The 14,980-nt window shown below is 51.8% G+C and carries 15 protein-coding genes; 5 read left to right on the top strand and 10 right to left on the bottom strand.

Annotated elements, in window-relative coordinates:
* The first annotated feature begins 113 nt into the window (after window positions 1–113).
* A complete protein-coding gene (locus SIB83_RS04530) occupies window positions 114–1,721 on the top strand; it encodes a recombinase family protein (RefSeq protein ID WP_413746920.1) in 1,608 nt (535 codons plus the stop codon).
* Here the strand turns inward: SIB83_RS04530 and SIB83_RS04525 are convergent.
* From SIB83_RS04525 to SIB83_RS04510, 4 genes are all read right to left on the bottom strand, one after another.
* Entirely contained in the window at window positions 1,708–1,887 is a 180-nt protein-coding gene (locus SIB83_RS04525; RefSeq protein WP_413746919.1) for a hypothetical protein, read from the bottom strand. The two genes, SIB83_RS04530 and SIB83_RS04525, sit on opposite strands and share 14 nt — an antisense overlap.
* A 1-nt stretch (window position 1,888) precedes the next feature.
* Window positions 1,889–2,254, bottom strand: coding sequence for a hypothetical protein (locus SIB83_RS04520; protein WP_413746918.1), 366 nt, complete (start codon window positions 2,252–2,254; stop codon window positions 1,889–1,891).
* Complete coding sequence (locus SIB83_RS04515; RefSeq protein WP_413746917.1) at window positions 2,254–3,684, bottom strand: hypothetical protein; 1,431 nt, start codon at window positions 3,682–3,684, stop codon at window positions 2,254–2,256. The genes SIB83_RS04520 and SIB83_RS04515 overlap by 1 nt, the downstream gene beginning before the upstream one ends.
* Before the next feature lie 182 nt (window positions 3,685–3,866).
* A complete protein-coding gene (locus tag SIB83_RS04510) occupies window positions 3,867–4,460 on the bottom strand; it encodes a hypothetical protein (protein ID WP_413746916.1) in 594 nt (197 codons plus the stop codon).
* 87 nt (window positions 4,461–4,547) lie between these two features.
* Between SIB83_RS04510 and SIB83_RS04505 the strand changes: the two genes are divergently transcribed.
* Complete coding sequence (locus SIB83_RS04505) at window positions 4,548–4,895, top strand: hypothetical protein (RefSeq protein ID WP_413746915.1); 348 nt, start codon at window positions 4,548–4,550, stop codon at window positions 4,893–4,895.
* A gap of 157 nt (window positions 4,896–5,052) precedes the next feature.
* On the opposite strand, the gene SIB83_RS04500 is transcribed toward SIB83_RS04505, so the two are convergent.
* Both SIB83_RS04500 and SIB83_RS04495 read right to left on the bottom strand, forming a co-directional pair.
* Window positions 5,053–6,027 (bottom strand): hypothetical protein, encoded by a 975-nt coding sequence (locus tag SIB83_RS04500; protein ID WP_413746914.1) that lies wholly within the window; start codon window positions 6,025–6,027, stop codon window positions 5,053–5,055.
* A gap of 98 nt (window positions 6,028–6,125) precedes the next feature.
* Window positions 6,126–6,623 (bottom strand): hypothetical protein, encoded by a 498-nt coding sequence (locus tag SIB83_RS04495; protein WP_413746913.1) that lies wholly within the window; start codon window positions 6,621–6,623, stop codon window positions 6,126–6,128.
* 150 nt (window positions 6,624–6,773) lie between these two features.
* On the opposite strand from SIB83_RS04495, the gene SIB83_RS04490 reads away from it, so the two are divergent.
* Entirely contained in the window at window positions 6,774–7,040 is a 267-nt protein-coding gene (locus SIB83_RS04490) for a hypothetical protein (RefSeq protein WP_413746912.1), read from the top strand.
* Between the two features lie 201 nt (window positions 7,041–7,241).
* A complete protein-coding gene (locus SIB83_RS04485; protein WP_413746911.1) occupies window positions 7,242–7,889 on the top strand; it encodes a hypothetical protein in 648 nt (215 codons plus the stop codon).
* A 384-nt stretch (window positions 7,890–8,273) separates the two neighbouring features.
* On the opposite strand, the gene SIB83_RS04480 is transcribed toward SIB83_RS04485, so the two are convergent.
* The 3 genes from SIB83_RS04480 to SIB83_RS04470 all read right to left on the bottom strand — a co-directional run bounded on the left by SIB83_RS04480 (window position 8,274) and on the right by SIB83_RS04470 (window position 10,528).
* A complete protein-coding gene (locus tag SIB83_RS04480; protein WP_413746910.1) occupies window positions 8,274–9,092 on the bottom strand; it encodes a hypothetical protein in 819 nt (272 codons plus the stop codon).
* Between the two features lie 206 nt (window positions 9,093–9,298).
* Window positions 9,299–9,871: a recombinase family protein gene (locus SIB83_RS04475; protein WP_413746909.1), complete on the bottom strand. Its 573-nt coding sequence runs from the start codon at window positions 9,869–9,871 to the stop codon at window positions 9,299–9,301.
* Between the two features lie 183 nt (window positions 9,872–10,054).
* Window positions 10,055–10,528: a hypothetical protein gene (locus tag SIB83_RS04470; RefSeq protein ID WP_413746908.1), complete on the bottom strand. Its 474-nt coding sequence runs from the start codon at window positions 10,526–10,528 to the stop codon at window positions 10,055–10,057.
* Between the two features lie 282 nt (window positions 10,529–10,810).
* Here SIB83_RS04470 and SIB83_RS04465 point away from each other — a divergent pair, with 282 nt between their 5' ends.
* Window positions 10,811–12,517 (top strand): ATP-dependent nuclease, encoded by a 1,707-nt coding sequence (locus SIB83_RS04465; RefSeq protein WP_413746907.1) that lies wholly within the window; start codon window positions 10,811–10,813, stop codon window positions 12,515–12,517.
* 211 nt (window positions 12,518–12,728) lie between these two features.
* Here the strand turns inward: SIB83_RS04465 and SIB83_RS04460 are convergent, their stop codons facing one another.
* Window positions 12,729–14,954 (bottom strand): DUF3987 domain-containing protein, encoded by a 2,226-nt coding sequence (locus SIB83_RS04460; RefSeq protein WP_413746906.1) that lies wholly within the window; start codon window positions 14,952–14,954, stop codon window positions 12,729–12,731.
* Window positions 14,955–14,980: the final 26 nt, after the last annotated feature.

Raw genomic sequence — 14,980 nt, 5'->3', positions numbered from 1 at the left:
TGGACGGCGATTCCTGCAGAAAGAAGTGCTTGTTGTGCCGCCAAGACGGTGGCGCCAGTCTTGGGCACATACCGTTGTACCCAGCAGAATGGCGGGAAGCAACCCTCCCAGTCATGTCTGGCAGTCCTGAGACCACCCAAGCTCAGTCACCTTCAAAGGGTGAGCTGGCCAGGGTTATCGGGTACGGACGCCTGAGCACAGCTGATCAAACCAAGGGCCTCACTAAGTCGCAGCAGGTCGAGCGTCTGAAACAGGCCGGCGCTGATGAGGTGCTGTTTGATGTCATGACAGGAACCAGCACAGCCCGCCCTCAATATCGAAAATTGCTCCGGCTGATCGAGAGTCGCAGCATTGATCGTGTGGTCGCTACTCGCTGGGATCGGATTTCACGTAACTCCACCGAAACCTGTCGGATGGTGGATGTCTTCGATGCTGATGGTGCTCCTGAGCTGCTGCTGTTGGATGATGACCACGACCTCAGCACCATTGGCGGTCGGGCACAGCTGAGGATGCTGGGCGTTTTTGCCCAGATGGAGGCAGAGCGAATCAGAGAGCGATCCGCTCACGGCAAGGCCCATCGCAAAGCTCAGGGCTGGATTGATGTTGCGCCGTTCGGACTGCGTGTGGTGTCTGGAAAGATCGAGATCGACAGCGAACCGTTTCTGACCGAACTGCAAGCCAGGGCTGACTGGCTTGAGTCCATCGGGCAGGCGCCGGAGTCGGATCGGACTGCACCGGCACTTTCAAAATCTGAGCTTTTGCTTGAGGCCTTTGCTCAGGCGGAAATTAAAGGCTCGATGTATTCAGCCTGGACATGCCTGGGCAATAAATACGGCCTTTGGTTCGAGCGCACCGGCATGCACCGGCTGCTGCTCAATCCAGCATTTCGTGGTGCTCGCGTAGGGAAGCGCCATAAAAACCAGGCGATCTGGGCAGATGTTGTTGAGGGTGCGGGCGGTGCAGCTCTGATCGATCCAGAACGGCATCTGAAATTCGAGGCCTTCATCCGCGGGCAGATGGCCCGGCGCACAACACCCGACGAACGCCAGAAACACCTGCTTGCAGGTCGGGCCTACTGCGATCACTGCGGAAAGAAATTGACCCGTGGAGTGATTACCCGATCACCTCATGGGCGGTATTACTGCCGAAATAAAGAGTGCAGTTATCTAAGGCCTGGCGAACGTCGCAATTCCGTCATGGAGCCTGTGCTGCTGCATGCGCTGTTTTGCTACATCGCCGACAACGCAGAAAAAATCGCCGAAGCGTCAGAACGGCAAGCGAGCCGAGCCGATGAACGTGCAGCCAGCTCACCGGAAGTTCAGCGACTCCAGGCGAAACGCCAGAGATATTTGGTGCTGCTGGCTGAGGGCGATCCGGTGAAAACGGTGATCGATGAACTCGACCGGAACATTGCTGATGTTCTGCAGGCTGGGCCAGGTGATTCTGGAAGTCATCTTCAACGCATGCGGGAGAGAGCTATTCAGGATCACTACATCGCAGAAAGCCTTGCCGATCCTGATGGTGGGTCTGTCGTTGCTCCTGCTGATGAGAAGGTGCTGGCCAGCTCCATTCATCGGACTTACAGAGATCTCGCTCACCTGGTCAAAACTGATGGAGAAGATGCAGTCAGCGAGCGCATCTGGGATGAGTTGCGGGAGTTGGTGCGGGAGGTTTGGCTCAAAAATCGAGAGCTTGAAAGGGTGGTCCTCAATCTCGATTGATTCGATTCACCAATTCCCAGCAGAGCCTGTGGGCCTCATCCTTCTCAGCGGCTGAATGATATTTTGCCTGCAGCGCCTGCTGTTCACGCAGCCCTGTCCAGCGGCCACGTTGCAGCACCTCTGGTTCGACTTCGGCCCGTGCTGGTTTGCGCGGTCGCCTAGCCATCTCAGACCTTGTGCAGCAGCTCCACATCGACCTGAAAGCCGATGCGAGCTGGTGGCATTTGAACGGGTCCACTGCGCGGCAACTTCACGACAACCGTTCCGAGCCGTCGGCCGTTTGGCAGTTCCTTGAATTCCGTCAGTTCACCGGATCGACCATCAAAGCGATGGCCTCTGGAGCGGAGCATCACCCGATCACCAATGGCCAGGCCCAGGGCATCGGCTGCCTTGCGGTTGGCTTGATGGCGCTGCCTGCGCTGTTGATCAGCGGCCTTGCTCGTGGCAATGGATCGCTGCATCTCCGGATCGTTGGCGATCAACCAATCCCGGAGCTTCTGCGCCCTGAGGGTGCGCTGCAATTCGCTCAGCATCAGTAATTCCTCAGGCCTGGTTTGATCGAGCCGATGCCTGCACCAAACACCTGCACCGCCAGGTATCGGGTGGCATCAGCGGCATGGTCCGGCCCCTCCAGATCGGTCAGGTCATTGCGATGCACCGGGAGGATCGGCACTGTCTGCCACCAGTAATTGCAGCGCTCGCTGACGAACAGCCCCGGCTGCCCCTGGCCGGCATGGCGGAACAACTTGCTGAGCACCTGCCAGCCATCAGCCCGCCGGCCCTTGCTCGAGGCAGTCCAGGCCAAACCAGCGGCAGACAGTTCTGCGGCGATCGAACCGTGACGGGATCCTGTGCGGGCTCCTGCTGCAGCATCAATAATCCGCCGGCACAGAGGGATCTGCTCAGCCCCCATATGCCAGGCCTCGCACATCCGCCGGATCTTCTCTGTGATCGTGTGGGTGTCATCGACACCGGTGGCACGCTCCACATCGATCTGACCAGACAGCCCCTGGCGTGCGGTGTGGACTTCATCGAGCAACAGCAGTGATCCGGCCTCGAGCTTCAGGCAGTAATCCATGACGATCTCGCCGTTGAGCTGAATCGCCAGCCCGCACCACGTTGGTGATGCACCACCTCCCCAGTCCATGGCCAGCCAGGCCTGAGCAGCATTGACCTGCTCCCTGAGCTGACCGGCCCACGCATACCGCGACGGTGCTGCCCAGTGACCATCCGGCACACGGATTCGGGCTGCATCGAGATTCGCGAAAAAGCCTCCTGAGATCGCATCCCAGCGGCCATGAATTTCGGCCTGCTCGATCGAGCGGTTGCCATTGGCGCGAGCCTTCAGCAGCTCGATGTAGTCATCTCGCTGCTCAACATTCAGCGCCAGGTTGTCGAACAGGTTGGAGCGCGAGACGATCCAAGGCCGGCCGCCCATCTCCTGACAGCTGAACACCGTTGGAAACCCTGCGGGAGCCTCCGAGAGAACCCTTGCCCAGAGCGCTGAATGGCGGTTCCCAGGGTTGGCGGTGACGTAGGCCACTGGGGTGATCGATGGATCAGCGCAGCGAAGGCCGGTCATGGTGCGACGCACCAATTCCGGCGGAATCAGACCGGCGTCATCCAGCCCCAGAACGGTGTAATCCAGGCCCTGAGTCTTTGCAGCCGAGGCCTCATCGCCCAGGTGGCCGAGTCTGAGTTCACCGCCAGTGGGGAAATGCCAGCAGCGTTCAGCTCGCTTGTACGTGGCGGCGCTTCCATAGATGGCACCGATCAGGTCGCGGATCAGCTCACTGATCTTCAGCAGGCCAGCCAGATCAGATCTGAGCAGCAACCCTCTGAACGCCGCACCGTGGCCGCCCTGCTCCACTGGCGCCGATGCTCTGATCAGCAACAACGCCAAGAGCCAGCTTTTGCCGGAATAACGACCGCCGGCGAGCAGCACGCTCGAGGTGACCGGCAATTTGAGAATTTCTGATTGCCACGGAAGCGGCGCTGGAAGTTGGATCGATGTTGATTTCTTTGCCATAGCCAATTCTGGCGGGCTGAAATTCATCCAAATTGAGAGGGTTGGGGAAGGCTTCTGCTCTTTGGGCGCCGCCCGGTGAAACCCTCCCCTCTATATGGTCCTTTGGCTGGCAAGGTTTAAACACGCGGGCCAACAGGAATGCCTGCCTGTCTGAGAAATTCGCGTTTGCGCAATTCTTTGTTTTCAGCACTGCCGCGAACCATCGGATGGCCATGGGCTGCGATTGATTCACGGATCCGCTGCCGTTCTTTTTCGTTGGCATCACGCTTGGCGGCAATGCCTTCCTCAATCAAGCGCTGTTGGTCTTCCTGCCACTGCCGGACTGCCAGCCTGATGGTGGTGGCCCGTGATGGTGCCAGGGCCACAAGATCATCAATGGGGCCTGCTTCCAACAGCTGACGGCCCAATGCCACGCTGGGTTCTGCTTCTGCATTGCTGAGCAGATCCAGCAGCACTTCAGGGAACTGCATATCGTCGTCATTGATGCCGAGTGCATCAGCGACCTTGGGCAATTCCTTCAGCAGCTGTTGACGCATCCCGGCTGATTCCTCCAAATAGCGAATCAGCTTTGCTTTTGAAGTTGGCAGTTTCTGCTGTCCTTTGCTGATCATCCAGCGGCGTGCCTGAAGCCATGCCGGCACATCAGCAGCGTGAGATTTTTCTTCCCGGACAGCTGCCTGCTCCTGCAGTGCCTCGATCTGCCGGGTCATTTCGTTGATCTCTTCAATCTGTTCTCGTCTGGATGAAGTCAAAGCGGACTGATTAAGGTTGCTTCAATTCTGACGATTGAAAAAAAATTGCCCTCCTCAGGACCGCCTCGATCTTTTGCATTCAGCCTGCAAAGCAGAGACGACTGGGAACAACAGGCCAGAGCACTCAGCCCTGAGGTGTCAGCTGAAGCGCAGCAGGCATTGAATGCAGGTTTGTTGGTTGCGGTTGTGCAACTCAGCCACCAGGGCCCGGCCACACTCGATGCACCGGCTGAGGCCTTGCGGATCCACTGTGATCGGCATGAGGTGAGCGACGCAGGAGAGCTGACACTGTTCAGCGGCAGTGGGTTGGCATTGGCTGTGTTTGCCCGGAGTCAGTGGCGATCAGTGGTGTTTGAACGTCCGGCAGAACTGCTCTGCAGGTCCGCTCTTTAGAGCTTTTGGATCAGCCTTCCCAAGTGTCTGACTTGCGCAAGTTATCTTCAGCCCAGAGGGGTTGCAGATTTGTGTAGTGAAAGCTAATAGCTTCACTTACAAGGCTAAACAGGGTGATTTTCAGGACCAATTCCTGCTCTGGTGTAGCTGCATTGGTTCAAATCGAAGACTCATCAGGCAGGCGCTTAATAGACCTCTGCAAGTGCCGACCTTGCCATCGAATCCATTGCCCTTCTGACATGTTTTCTGAAGCCCACTTTGGTCTCAAATTTGTGTAGTTCCAGCAGCGAGGGTCCTCTGGGTCTTCAAATAAGGCAATTTCCTGAATGTGGTCAATATGCCAACCATCTTCGCCTTGATTTTCCCATGTCATGCCAGATTCAAACTGAGATTCTAAGTGATCGCACAATTCCTGGGGTGTACAACCAATCAGCTTTAAAACAGATGTAGTCTTCTTTTTTCCTCCCCGTTTACAAGCATCGCGCAAGCGATCTCTAAGCCTCTTGATAGTGCGGTATCTAGGATTATTAGCCATCTGATCATCGCGCCATGCCGCAAAACTAATTCGCGTTGATTCTTTATAAATATCTCCACCTTTTTTGCCAACTTTTCCTGCTCGCCATAATGCGTGGTATGCCCGTAGATGTGCTCTTTTAGTCTTGGCGCGAGATTTTTCTCTTTCAATGACATCAGGCCTTTGCGAATAGATCAGCGATGACTGCTGTCTCTTTCTTGGGTTTCGACTGGGCCAACTATCAGGTGATAATGATGACACGCATAAATTACAAGGACCGCCTTTACTGCGCTTCCCTTTCTTGTTAACGTAACGCCAGGTGATATGACCATACTTGCAAGGTTTTCCTGTGAAATATTTATCTAATCCAAGATCGAAAGCTTCCTGAGGAGTTCGTGGTAATTTTTCCATTTCTTCTGGGGTCACGATTCTTTCCAAGCGAGTCCATAAATAATAATGAGATATTTTTGAATAGCTCACATCCTCCATTCGGGTGGTCTTGCACGCACCTGTCTCTCCCATTGGGGAAGACCCCATCAAAGCAATAAAAAACACCGCACATGGCGCGGCGTGATTGGTGTGAGTTGTTTTGTCGGGAGATAAATAGCGTCCACTCAACGCCCCCTACTTTTCCCTTCAAGGGTTTTGTATTGCTTTCAGCCACCTCGCAATGGCTTCAGGCTTCCCGACAAATAACGAATTATCAATCAAATAATTTAGTGCGCTTTTATATAAATACTAGAGCCATTTTGCCCGCATGCCAGATTTACCAAGCCATTGTTAGCTTGCTGAATCAAATCACTAAAGGTCCAGCATTTTTCTTGGGCTTTGTTGCTTGACTGGAGATCAAGTTTACGACCATTCGTAGTATACGAATCGCCTGCATCATTGCCATCGACAACAAAGTATAAAGTCCCAGCCTCAAATCCACACATATAAGTGTTGGCGATTTCAGCTCCATACGAGTTAGTACCCGTTGTATTTAACTGAACAAGAGTGTCGTACTTCCCGAGACTAGCAAATGTTTTATTGACATTTTTTTGTGTAACAGCTGAGGCTCGAACTCTAAATGTGTATGGATTTTTCATTTTTTCTCTCACCTCCTCAGTGCATAAGCTTATGTACTGCTTATCCGTATTCGCTACGGCAGGATTAGCTGTAAACAGCAAAGCGCTGATCAGTGAAGTCGTTCCTATAGCTACATAGTTTTTCATCTCTGGATGTGGATAGTGAAGGTCATCCCTCCGATTTATTCACCATCGCTGAACTAAACAGAATTCACATCACCCAAACGGGTGATCACTACAAGATCAGGCCCGGCTGCTGAAACGCACCTAGGGTCCGTGCCCATGGGGTGACACCCAATGCCTGCTCAGCAGTCCACTACCCAGGCCAATGCACGTTGCTGGGTGTGGTTCAAAGGTGGCCTCAATGAAGGCGCTCACTGGCGAGCTGGCTGGTACGGCGCCCCGTCAGTGCTCGGTGGGATCAGGATCGAAAAAGCTGATTACGTGCCCTGTCGTGTTGCTGATTGGCGCGTCACCTTCCACGAACCGGCAGACATGAAGATCGGCCCTGAGATGCCTGCTGATGCCAAGTGGCACAGGTTGGTGCCAACTGATCCGAGGTGAGCGCGCTCAGTTCGGGCTACCCCTAAGTGCAGAGAAACCCCCCTGAACCTGGGACCTGAAGAGCAAATCCACCCTCAGCAATCCTTGAAGCGCCCCTTCTATATCTAATATTAAATCTTTAAAAATTTTTTTATATGCAACCTATTCCGAAACTAGCTTCCAAAAAGTAGGACAATTGCAATGCTTTATTATTCCGTCTACATGGTTCCAACAATGGAATCGTTTTACAAAGCTTACCATTCTTATAAGGGTAAGGAACAAGAAAGCATTAAAAAATTAATTAATAATCATGTTATGTGGGGAGCCATGGACCCCGACGACTATAAATGGCATGATAATGATGATCCCAAGGTTCAGCCCAATAACAAGCCGCCTTTTCATATCACTGTGGCGCACTTTAGAAAGCTTGAAGAGCTTGATGATGCTCCAGCTTTTTATGATGAAGTCAGAACATGTGCTCATGGGCATCATGATAGAAGGAAAAAACGCAATCATCCCTTGCAACTTAAAAAGTCATGCTGGAGCAAAGAGATTTGTGATAGTAAGTTTCTCGAAATTCGTCTGAAAAATCAAAATGATGACGGCCAATGCAGGTTCATAGCAGATAATATTTTAGGGAAGAATTTGAAATTAAGGCATTACCTTCATGTCGTCGCACATGATACTAATAAACTTCATGTATCTTTCTATTATTCACATTGCAATGAAAGCAATACCAATGCAGCTATTAGTTTTTTAAGTAATATCTATTGGTGCCTGGCGGTGGTTGAATACGACAACAAAGGCAACAAAGACGACAACAAATATCTTTACATAGTTGATCAACAAAAACATGAAATATACGTATAGCGTTGGCATTTGCATCAAGTATTTCAAACTGTTGGGCTAGGTTTATCTCGACATTGGTTTGGTTGTCGGCGCGATACTTTCCGAGAACTGTCAGACAAAAGATCGGCTGAGAGATGCCTATTGAAGCCAAGTGGAGCGCGTTGGTGCCCGTCGATCCGAGGTGACCCTGATGGACTTCAAATCATTGAGGAACGGCTGATGAATTTTCTGAAAACCATGGGGCAATTCCTGCTCATCGTCGGTTTGTGGTGCGGCAGCGTCCTGGGTGTCCTGTACTTGATCGAACGGGATCGCATGCGGGAGACAGGCTTGCTGGGAAGCCCTGAGGAATGTCAGGGAGCATCTGCACGACGAGTAATGCCACGGGTCAGGAGATGACAGTGATCACCAGCGCAGGGTGTTGTCATCCCAGTGATCGTCGTGCCATTTCCGCAGCTGCTTGCTGTCGCTCTGCAGTCGTTCAGCCAGCATCACGATCCGAGGCTTCAGCTCGTCGCGACGGGTACGAGGCAGCGCCGTCAGCATCTCCTGCAGCAGTTCATCCCAGCGGCTGCGCACCGTGCTCTGCATGGTCTCCCAACCCTCAAGCCTGAGGTAGCAGCTGCGTTCGTCGGCTTCAAAGTCACGCTGATTGAGATCCCCAGACCGGCGTTTCTTGCGCAGTGTCTGCAGCTGCTCCTCGATCTTGTCGATTTCCTTCTGGGCTTCGGATTCGAGCCACTGAAAACGGCCCAGCTCGACGATGGGATCCTTTGACAGATCACGCCAGACAGCGGTGGCAGAGGCCTCTAACTCAGCAATATTCTTTCGAGCACGCCTGAAATCTGTCTGTCGCGACAGTGAACGAAACCGCAGCCGGACAGGCTGATCAGCCTTTGATGGGATCTCCACCCACCAGGCCGCATCCTGCTTGGCACCTTCCGGACGACCGGTGAACGCCGGCAGACAATCCAGCTCTCTCAAATAGAAACCCACATAACGCTCAGTCAGCAGAGGAGCCGACAGCTCACCGAGTGCAATCAGGGTCAGCGTCCGCATCCCCTCCAGGTGCTCACCCAGCTCCACATCAACAGTCGTCCAACCGGTGTCGGTCTGCCGGTGGGTGCGCCACTGCCAGCGCTGATATTCCTTGCCGCGAGCCTTCTTTGTGACTCGCCGGAGACTGCCTGGCTGACGGTGTCTGGTGGCCGTGGATCGGGGCATGAACCCAGTCTAGCCAGTGTTGTACCCCACGGAATTAGGCTATTCAGCTCAGATACCTTCTGAGAGGCCCCTGGCTGCCCCTTCAGCAGGCCTCAAAACCAGGGGGTATCCCACTAAGCCCCAGCAAACCCTGTCCCCACAGGCGATTTCTAGGTCTTCCGTTGGCAGGATCTCGCTCAGAGATGAGCCTGATTCTCTGAACCAGATCAGGCCGCCAGGATCCTCTGCACAGCAGCCAGGCTCAGGCCCACTTTCCTGCCGATCACTCGCAGGCTGGTTCCCTCAGCTCGAAGGCCAGCAACCATCTCGGCCTGTTCTGGCGTGTAGCTCTTCCTGCGGCCGCCGAGGTTGCCCCCAGTGGCCTTGCGGTGTGCAACTGATTCCCGGCTGCGTTGAATGCCCAGCTCTCGCTCGAATTCAGCAACGGCTCCCAGCACCTGGAACATCAGCCGGCCTGCGGGGGTGCTTGTGTCTATGGCCTGATCCAGGACGTGCAGGGCAACGCCACGCTGCTCCAGGTCGCCGGCCATCACCAACAGCTCTTTCAGTGATCTGGCCCAGCGGTCGAGTTTGCAGATCACCAGGGTGTCGCCCTCCTGCAGGTCAGCCATGACGGCCTCCAGAACAGGTCGCTCCTGCTTGCCGGAGCTGATCGTCTCGGTGCGGATCAGGTCGCAGCCGGCAGCCTTCAGGGCGTCTCTCTGCTGCTCCTCGGTTTGGGTGACGGTGCTCACCCGGCCATAGCCGATGCGGCGGCCTGTGGTCATGTTGTTGGTCATCAGTCCGTTGCTGCGGATTGGTCACGGGTCAGGAGTTGCACCTCGCTGGCCCACCACCACATTAGCGTAACTCCCCCTGTTTCGGTACAAATGGAATCGATACGGGGTTGCGATACAGCAAGATCGTCGAATCCAGGTAGCCGTCAAACCTGACCCGTCACTGGCCAGTTTCGATACAGCTCCTCAGCTGGCCTCAACGGTGATCGGTTCGGCCGCTGACGGCTCCAGCTGCTGTTGGCCGCCACTGCCGGTTAACTGCTGAAAGGCCTGCAGGTTGAACGTCACCTCAGACGACTGCTGAACCACCTCCGGCAGGCCCTGGAGCACCCTCGCGATCCGACTGGCGCTCAATGACTTCAATGCCAGCAATCGCGGCAGCTCATGCCTCAGGCCCAGCTCTCTTGCTTCATTCAGAAACTCAGACGTTTGTCGATGTGCCTCCATGCACAATTCAAACCCGGCTGCAGATCTCTCCTCAATTGACATGTTCGTGATCGGATGTTTGGCCGCCATTTTTTTGATCACTTTGGAGATGCGGCTGACGGATAAATTCACCTTGTCGGCGATCTCTTGCTGAGAGAAACCAGCGAGAAACATCCGCCAGATCAGTGAACATTTTTCAGCGGTTTCGCGTTGCTTTGCTAGCGATGCTGGCATCGAGAAATGGACCTTTCTTGTCCCATTCTCGGTAGGGCGAACAGTGGCGACAGAGGGGGGAGAGTCGTGACCAGGGTTTGGCCTGCATTTGGCCAGGGTTTGGCCAGGTTTTGTCCATACCCAAATTCTCTCTAATCCATTGATACAACTAAGTTTTCAGAGGTTGATCTGATTTTTTGGTGATTGCCTGGCCCCCCTTGGTGAATTTGCAGTTTTTGGGGTGGCGGATAGGGGTAGTTAGGCGCAGGTATAAAATTCAAACATCGCATTTATAGGTGGTAAATGTATATATCGAAAATCAATCTCGAAAATTTCAAGTCATTCGAGAATATAGAAGTTGACTGCAATGAGAATTTCAATGTCGTAGTCGGTGAAAACAATATAGGTAAGAGTACAATCTTTGAGGCATTAATCTTATGGAAGTACGCTTACGACACACTAATCCAAGCAAGAAATAGCAAGAGATTTTACAAAGCAAGTTCCAATTACTACATACCATTTTCAGAATTAAGCCAGATACGGCTTGTGAATGATGACGATATTTTTTATGATTCCAGTTTGGGGAGCACGTCGATAACTTTAACAGTCACTGATGCCACAGAGAATTTTTCTCTTAAGATCAAGTTTGAAAAGCCAGGCATCAAAAACTCTTACTTGAGAATCTTCAATAATGATGGCTTTGAGGAGTTTGAACGATTTTCAACACATATTGAAAGCAAAGAGTGCACTCTCAAAAACGCTATATTTATCTACCAAACAAGGCCCATATCCACAATTTTCAAAAATGAGCCTTTCTATAATAATGCACAGATAGAGAAAAAGATTAGCATTGGCAAATCTCATGATGTATTAAGAAATAAAATTTTAAAAACTGAAAACACGCAAGCAAGAAAGGTAGCTGAGAGGTTTGAAAAACTAGAAGGCAGAATTAATAGAGTTTTAAAATCAGATTATCAAATAAGGTTTAAAAACAATAATCGAATCGATGACGAATACGTTAGAATAACTACTCAATGCTCTTCACATAAAGAGCTTGAAATATCAATGATGGGTAGTGGTTTTCTCCAGGTTGTAGAAATATTTTCAACAATTGAATATATTGAAAGAAGCAAAGGAGGGATTTGTCTAATCCTAATTGATGAGCCAGATTCGCATATCCATTCAGATTTACAATCCCACCTGATTGATGAGCTTAAATCGCATGATGAAAGTCAAGTGTATGTTATTAGCCACAATGATCGCTTGATAAATAAGGTAGAAGAAGGTGAGCTTTTTTATCTCAACAAAACCGTAAAGGGGCAAGGATCTTTATCGGCATTGAGCATTGATAATTTCTCATCAGTCAAAGAGGGATTGGCTAGCGTTCTTAGTGAAATAGAAAAATCAGAGAACAAACCAATAATATTAACTGAAGGAAAAACTGACCAGAAAATCCTTCAAATAGCTTGGAATAAACTCTACTCAGACACAGAACTACCGTACTCTATTGTATCATCAGGAATCCATTTCGATGAGGAGAGCCGAACAGGCAGTGCTGATACAGTAAGAAGGTCTCTTGAATATCTTGCTAATATTGTTGATCGCAAAGTGGCCGGGATATTCGACAATGATAGAGAAGGTAATGAGCGCTTCAAGCTACTTAGTAAAGATATTTTTGAAAATTATTCTTTACAAAATCAAGTAAGAAAACACCTTACTAAAGACATATATGGCATAACTCTTCCTGTTCCAGAGTTCCGTTCCAATTTCATTAATGAGGGCAAGCTGACACAGAGATATTTTGTTATAGAGCACTATTTTACTGACGAAATTCTTGAAGCTTACAATTTGAAAGATGATCCCATATTGCTAGGCACAGATGTTTTCCTTGTAAAAGGAAGCAAAAACGATTTTGCTGAAAACTGCAATAGCCTTGACCCTTCAGAGTTTGAGAATTTCAGGCCTCTATTCGAACAATTAGATGAGTTACTTTTGAGCGAGAGCGCCTAACAAGTCAATCCAGCCGACCGCCTTTGGCGGCGGCTGATTGAGGCGTTGGGAGGGGTGTATGGCCAAAAAATGGGCTTTCTCGTCAAAAGTCCTGCGCTGCAATTGATGTCAGCGAAAAAAGACTGGACAAATGCAGGACAAAGCCGGGACAAAACCGGGACAAAAAAGTGTCAGACAACAGGGACGCGCCAACCGCCAGGCTCCCTGCGAATCAGCTTTTCCTCATCGAGGATCTTGAGTGATTGCTTGATTTCTTACTAGGTATTTCTCGCAATTTGTATTTTCTGCCAATCTGCCGCTCGGTTTGAACTTGACCCTCGGCATCTTTTAAAACCTGAAAAACCAGCAATGTGATTCCCTTTAGAGAGCCACCAGCACTTGCTAATGAAAGGGCATAAAAACGCCGAAGTTGTTGTGCATAGAAATCGCAGATGGTGATTGCCCCGAGCATTGTTTCAGCGCTAATGAGTTCGTCAGGTGGAACTCTTCTGGCAGCCGCTTGGATGCAGTGAAGGACCAGGGCGATGCGACCACAGCGGCCTTCCTGTTTAGCGGCATAGGCCCGAAGCGCAGGCTCAATGGCTTGATCCAGGCGCTGGTTTTCGCAGTTTTCGTGGAACTCGTCAAACAACACCATGGCTTCATCGGTGAGCCCATAGATGCGTGGCTTCCATGTTTGAAGGCAGAGGTAAGCGTTCTGAAGCTCTGCCATGAGGCCATCAGGTTTGCGGCCAGTGCGTGACATGGTGCGACGTTTCAACGGGATTTCGCAGAGGTTGAATCGAGCAAACAGACCTGATTCATCAGTCAGATCACCCATGCAGTCGAGAAGCACTGACGGCTGAATCGTTGAAAGCAGAGAAAAGGATGATCCTTTGAGGTTGTAATTCAGAGACTTGTCAGAGAACGTGGCTCGCTGTGGTTTTCCGTCGTAGACACTGAGCAGACGTGAAAGCTCATCACCTCGGCCACTGCGCTGATCATTGAATAGTTTCCTCAGAGTGCCTGAGAACTCATCGGTATTTATCAAACACCCGTGATCAGGCTGTGCAGCTTGTACGCGAGAAAGCCCCGGCAGCGTGAAAGTACTGGTGAAGAATTTGCGCTCAGCATCATCGGGAAGATCTCTGTCGAACCCATACAAAGGCTGCACACATAGATCGCTTGTTTCGGTCTTGTTGCTGCCAGTTTCAGCAACTGAAAGATTCCAAAGGATCGGCGGTTGAAACCAGTTCATCTCTTCGCTGATCATCACCTGAGTGCCAAATTGGAGCTGTGATGCAGCAACAGGCAAAAGGCCGTTGATCAGGACAGCTGTCGGCACGTTCAAGCGGTCGGCACGATCGCTGAGTGCTCGGCCTAATTCACCGCCAATCAAGGCGGCAGGATCCAGGGTGGAGTCGGTTGCTTGTTTTGCTTCAGTGACTGCCTGAGCGATCTCAGTTGCAGCGGCTGATTGATGCTCTTCAGGTTGAGCGGTCTCTTCTAAAACCGGGGGATCAACAACCTCTGGCTCAGGTTGTGCAGCAAACAGTTCAATTTGCTTTTTCCGAGCGTTCTGCTGGATCAGCTCAATGGCATGAGGTATGGAGCAACCAAGCCCACCCTTTTGAGGCATCTGGCAGAGGTCATCAATGCTGCCTTTTTCAGGCATCTGCGGATGTAATTCAGCAGCAGGGACCACCACGATTGGCAGGCCAGCCTGAGCTGCCGCATGTTCTGCTTCTTTGGCGAAGCGTTTCCCCTGGTCGTCGTTGTCAGCGAGATAAACAACACCGGCAGCACCGTTTTGCCGGAGAGTTTCATAACGGCGGCAGCGCTGATCAACCGTTCTGGCGTGCCCCGGCTGTGAGGTTGCTATGACGCCACCTGCGCGGGCGATGTTGGCGCACTTCTCACCCTCCAGTTCCAACACCCAATGGCCGTCCAGATCCTGCAGGTCTTGCTCATGCCACAGCGGCCAGAACTCAGGGCCAGCTCCAGAGGTGAGGTTTGGAGCTGAACCATTCAGGTGGTGAGGAATGAAGGCCTTATCTGGTCTGCCGTCTTTATTGGTTTTGGGTTGGCGCTGTGTTCTCTGAGTGTCGGAATAGATGAACCAAGCGAAATCAAGCGACGTGCTGTTTTCAGCTCGTTTGATTCCATCGAGAAAGGCAGCCTCAGAGAGAGGAGCGAACTCAATCAATGCTTCCGGCATCCGCGCTGGCTCTGGAACCGGATCCTCAGTCGGTGGTCTTCTGACAGGTCTCGGCGGCTGCTTTTGGCAGTTGCGCTGATCTTGCTTTTCACGATCCAGAACGAATGTCGAAACCGGCCCGTGGCTTCCTTCTGCAGTGCTCATCAATGCCCACTTCTGACCATCAGCCCCAGCAATCACCTGACCGCGTTTGAGGTTGTCTGGCGGTGAATGACTGCTGCCGTGATGACAGAACACCATGTCTCCAGAAAACTCACAGTCGCGAT

This window comes from Synechococcus sp. MIT S9507, from assembly GCF_047304715.1.
Taxonomy (GTDB): domain Bacteria; phylum Cyanobacteriota; class Cyanobacteriia; order PCC-6307; family Cyanobiaceae; genus Synechococcus_C.
The sequence above is the reverse complement of the archived record's forward strand: the minus strand, read 5'-3'. Positions and strand labels throughout refer to the sequence as shown.

Coding starts and splice junctions, on each gene's coding strand:
- SIB83_RS04530 (WP_413746920.1), top strand. CDS start 114: ATGTCTGGCAGTCCTGAGACCACCCAAGCTCAGTCACCTTCAAAGGGT.
- SIB83_RS04525 (WP_413746919.1), bottom strand. CDS start 1,887: ATGGCTAGGCGACCGCGCAAACCAGCACGGGCCGAAGTCGAACCAGAG.
- SIB83_RS04520 (WP_413746918.1), bottom strand. CDS start 2,254: ATGCTGAGCGAATTGCAGCGCACCCTCAGGGCGCAGAAGCTCCGGGAT.
- SIB83_RS04510 (WP_413746916.1), bottom strand. CDS start 4,460: ATGACCCGGCAGATCGAGGCACTGCAGGAGCAGGCAGCTGTCCGGGAA.
- SIB83_RS04495 (WP_413746913.1), bottom strand. CDS start 6,623: ATGAAAAACTATGTAGCTATAGGAACGACTTCACTGATCAGCGCTTTG.
- SIB83_RS04490 (WP_413746912.1), top strand. CDS start 6,774: ATGCCTGCTCAGCAGTCCACTACCCAGGCCAATGCACGTTGCTGGGTG.
- SIB83_RS04485 (WP_413746911.1), top strand. CDS start 7,242: ATGGTTCCAACAATGGAATCGTTTTACAAAGCTTACCATTCTTATAAG.
- SIB83_RS04480 (WP_413746910.1), bottom strand. CDS start 9,092: ATGCCCCGATCCACGGCCACCAGACACCGTCAGCCAGGCAGTCTCCGG.
- SIB83_RS04475 (WP_413746909.1), bottom strand. CDS start 9,871: ATGACCAACAACATGACCACAGGCCGCCGCATCGGCTATGGCCGGGTG.
- SIB83_RS04470 (WP_413746908.1), bottom strand. CDS start 10,528: ATGCCAGCATCGCTAGCAAAGCAACGCGAAACCGCTGAAAAATGTTCA.
- SIB83_RS04465 (WP_413746907.1), top strand. CDS start 10,811: ATGTATATATCGAAAATCAATCTCGAAAATTTCAAGTCATTCGAGAAT.
- SIB83_RS04460 (WP_413746906.1), bottom strand. CDS start 14,954: ATGGTGTTCTGTCATCACGGCAGCAGTCATTCACCGCCAGACAACCTC.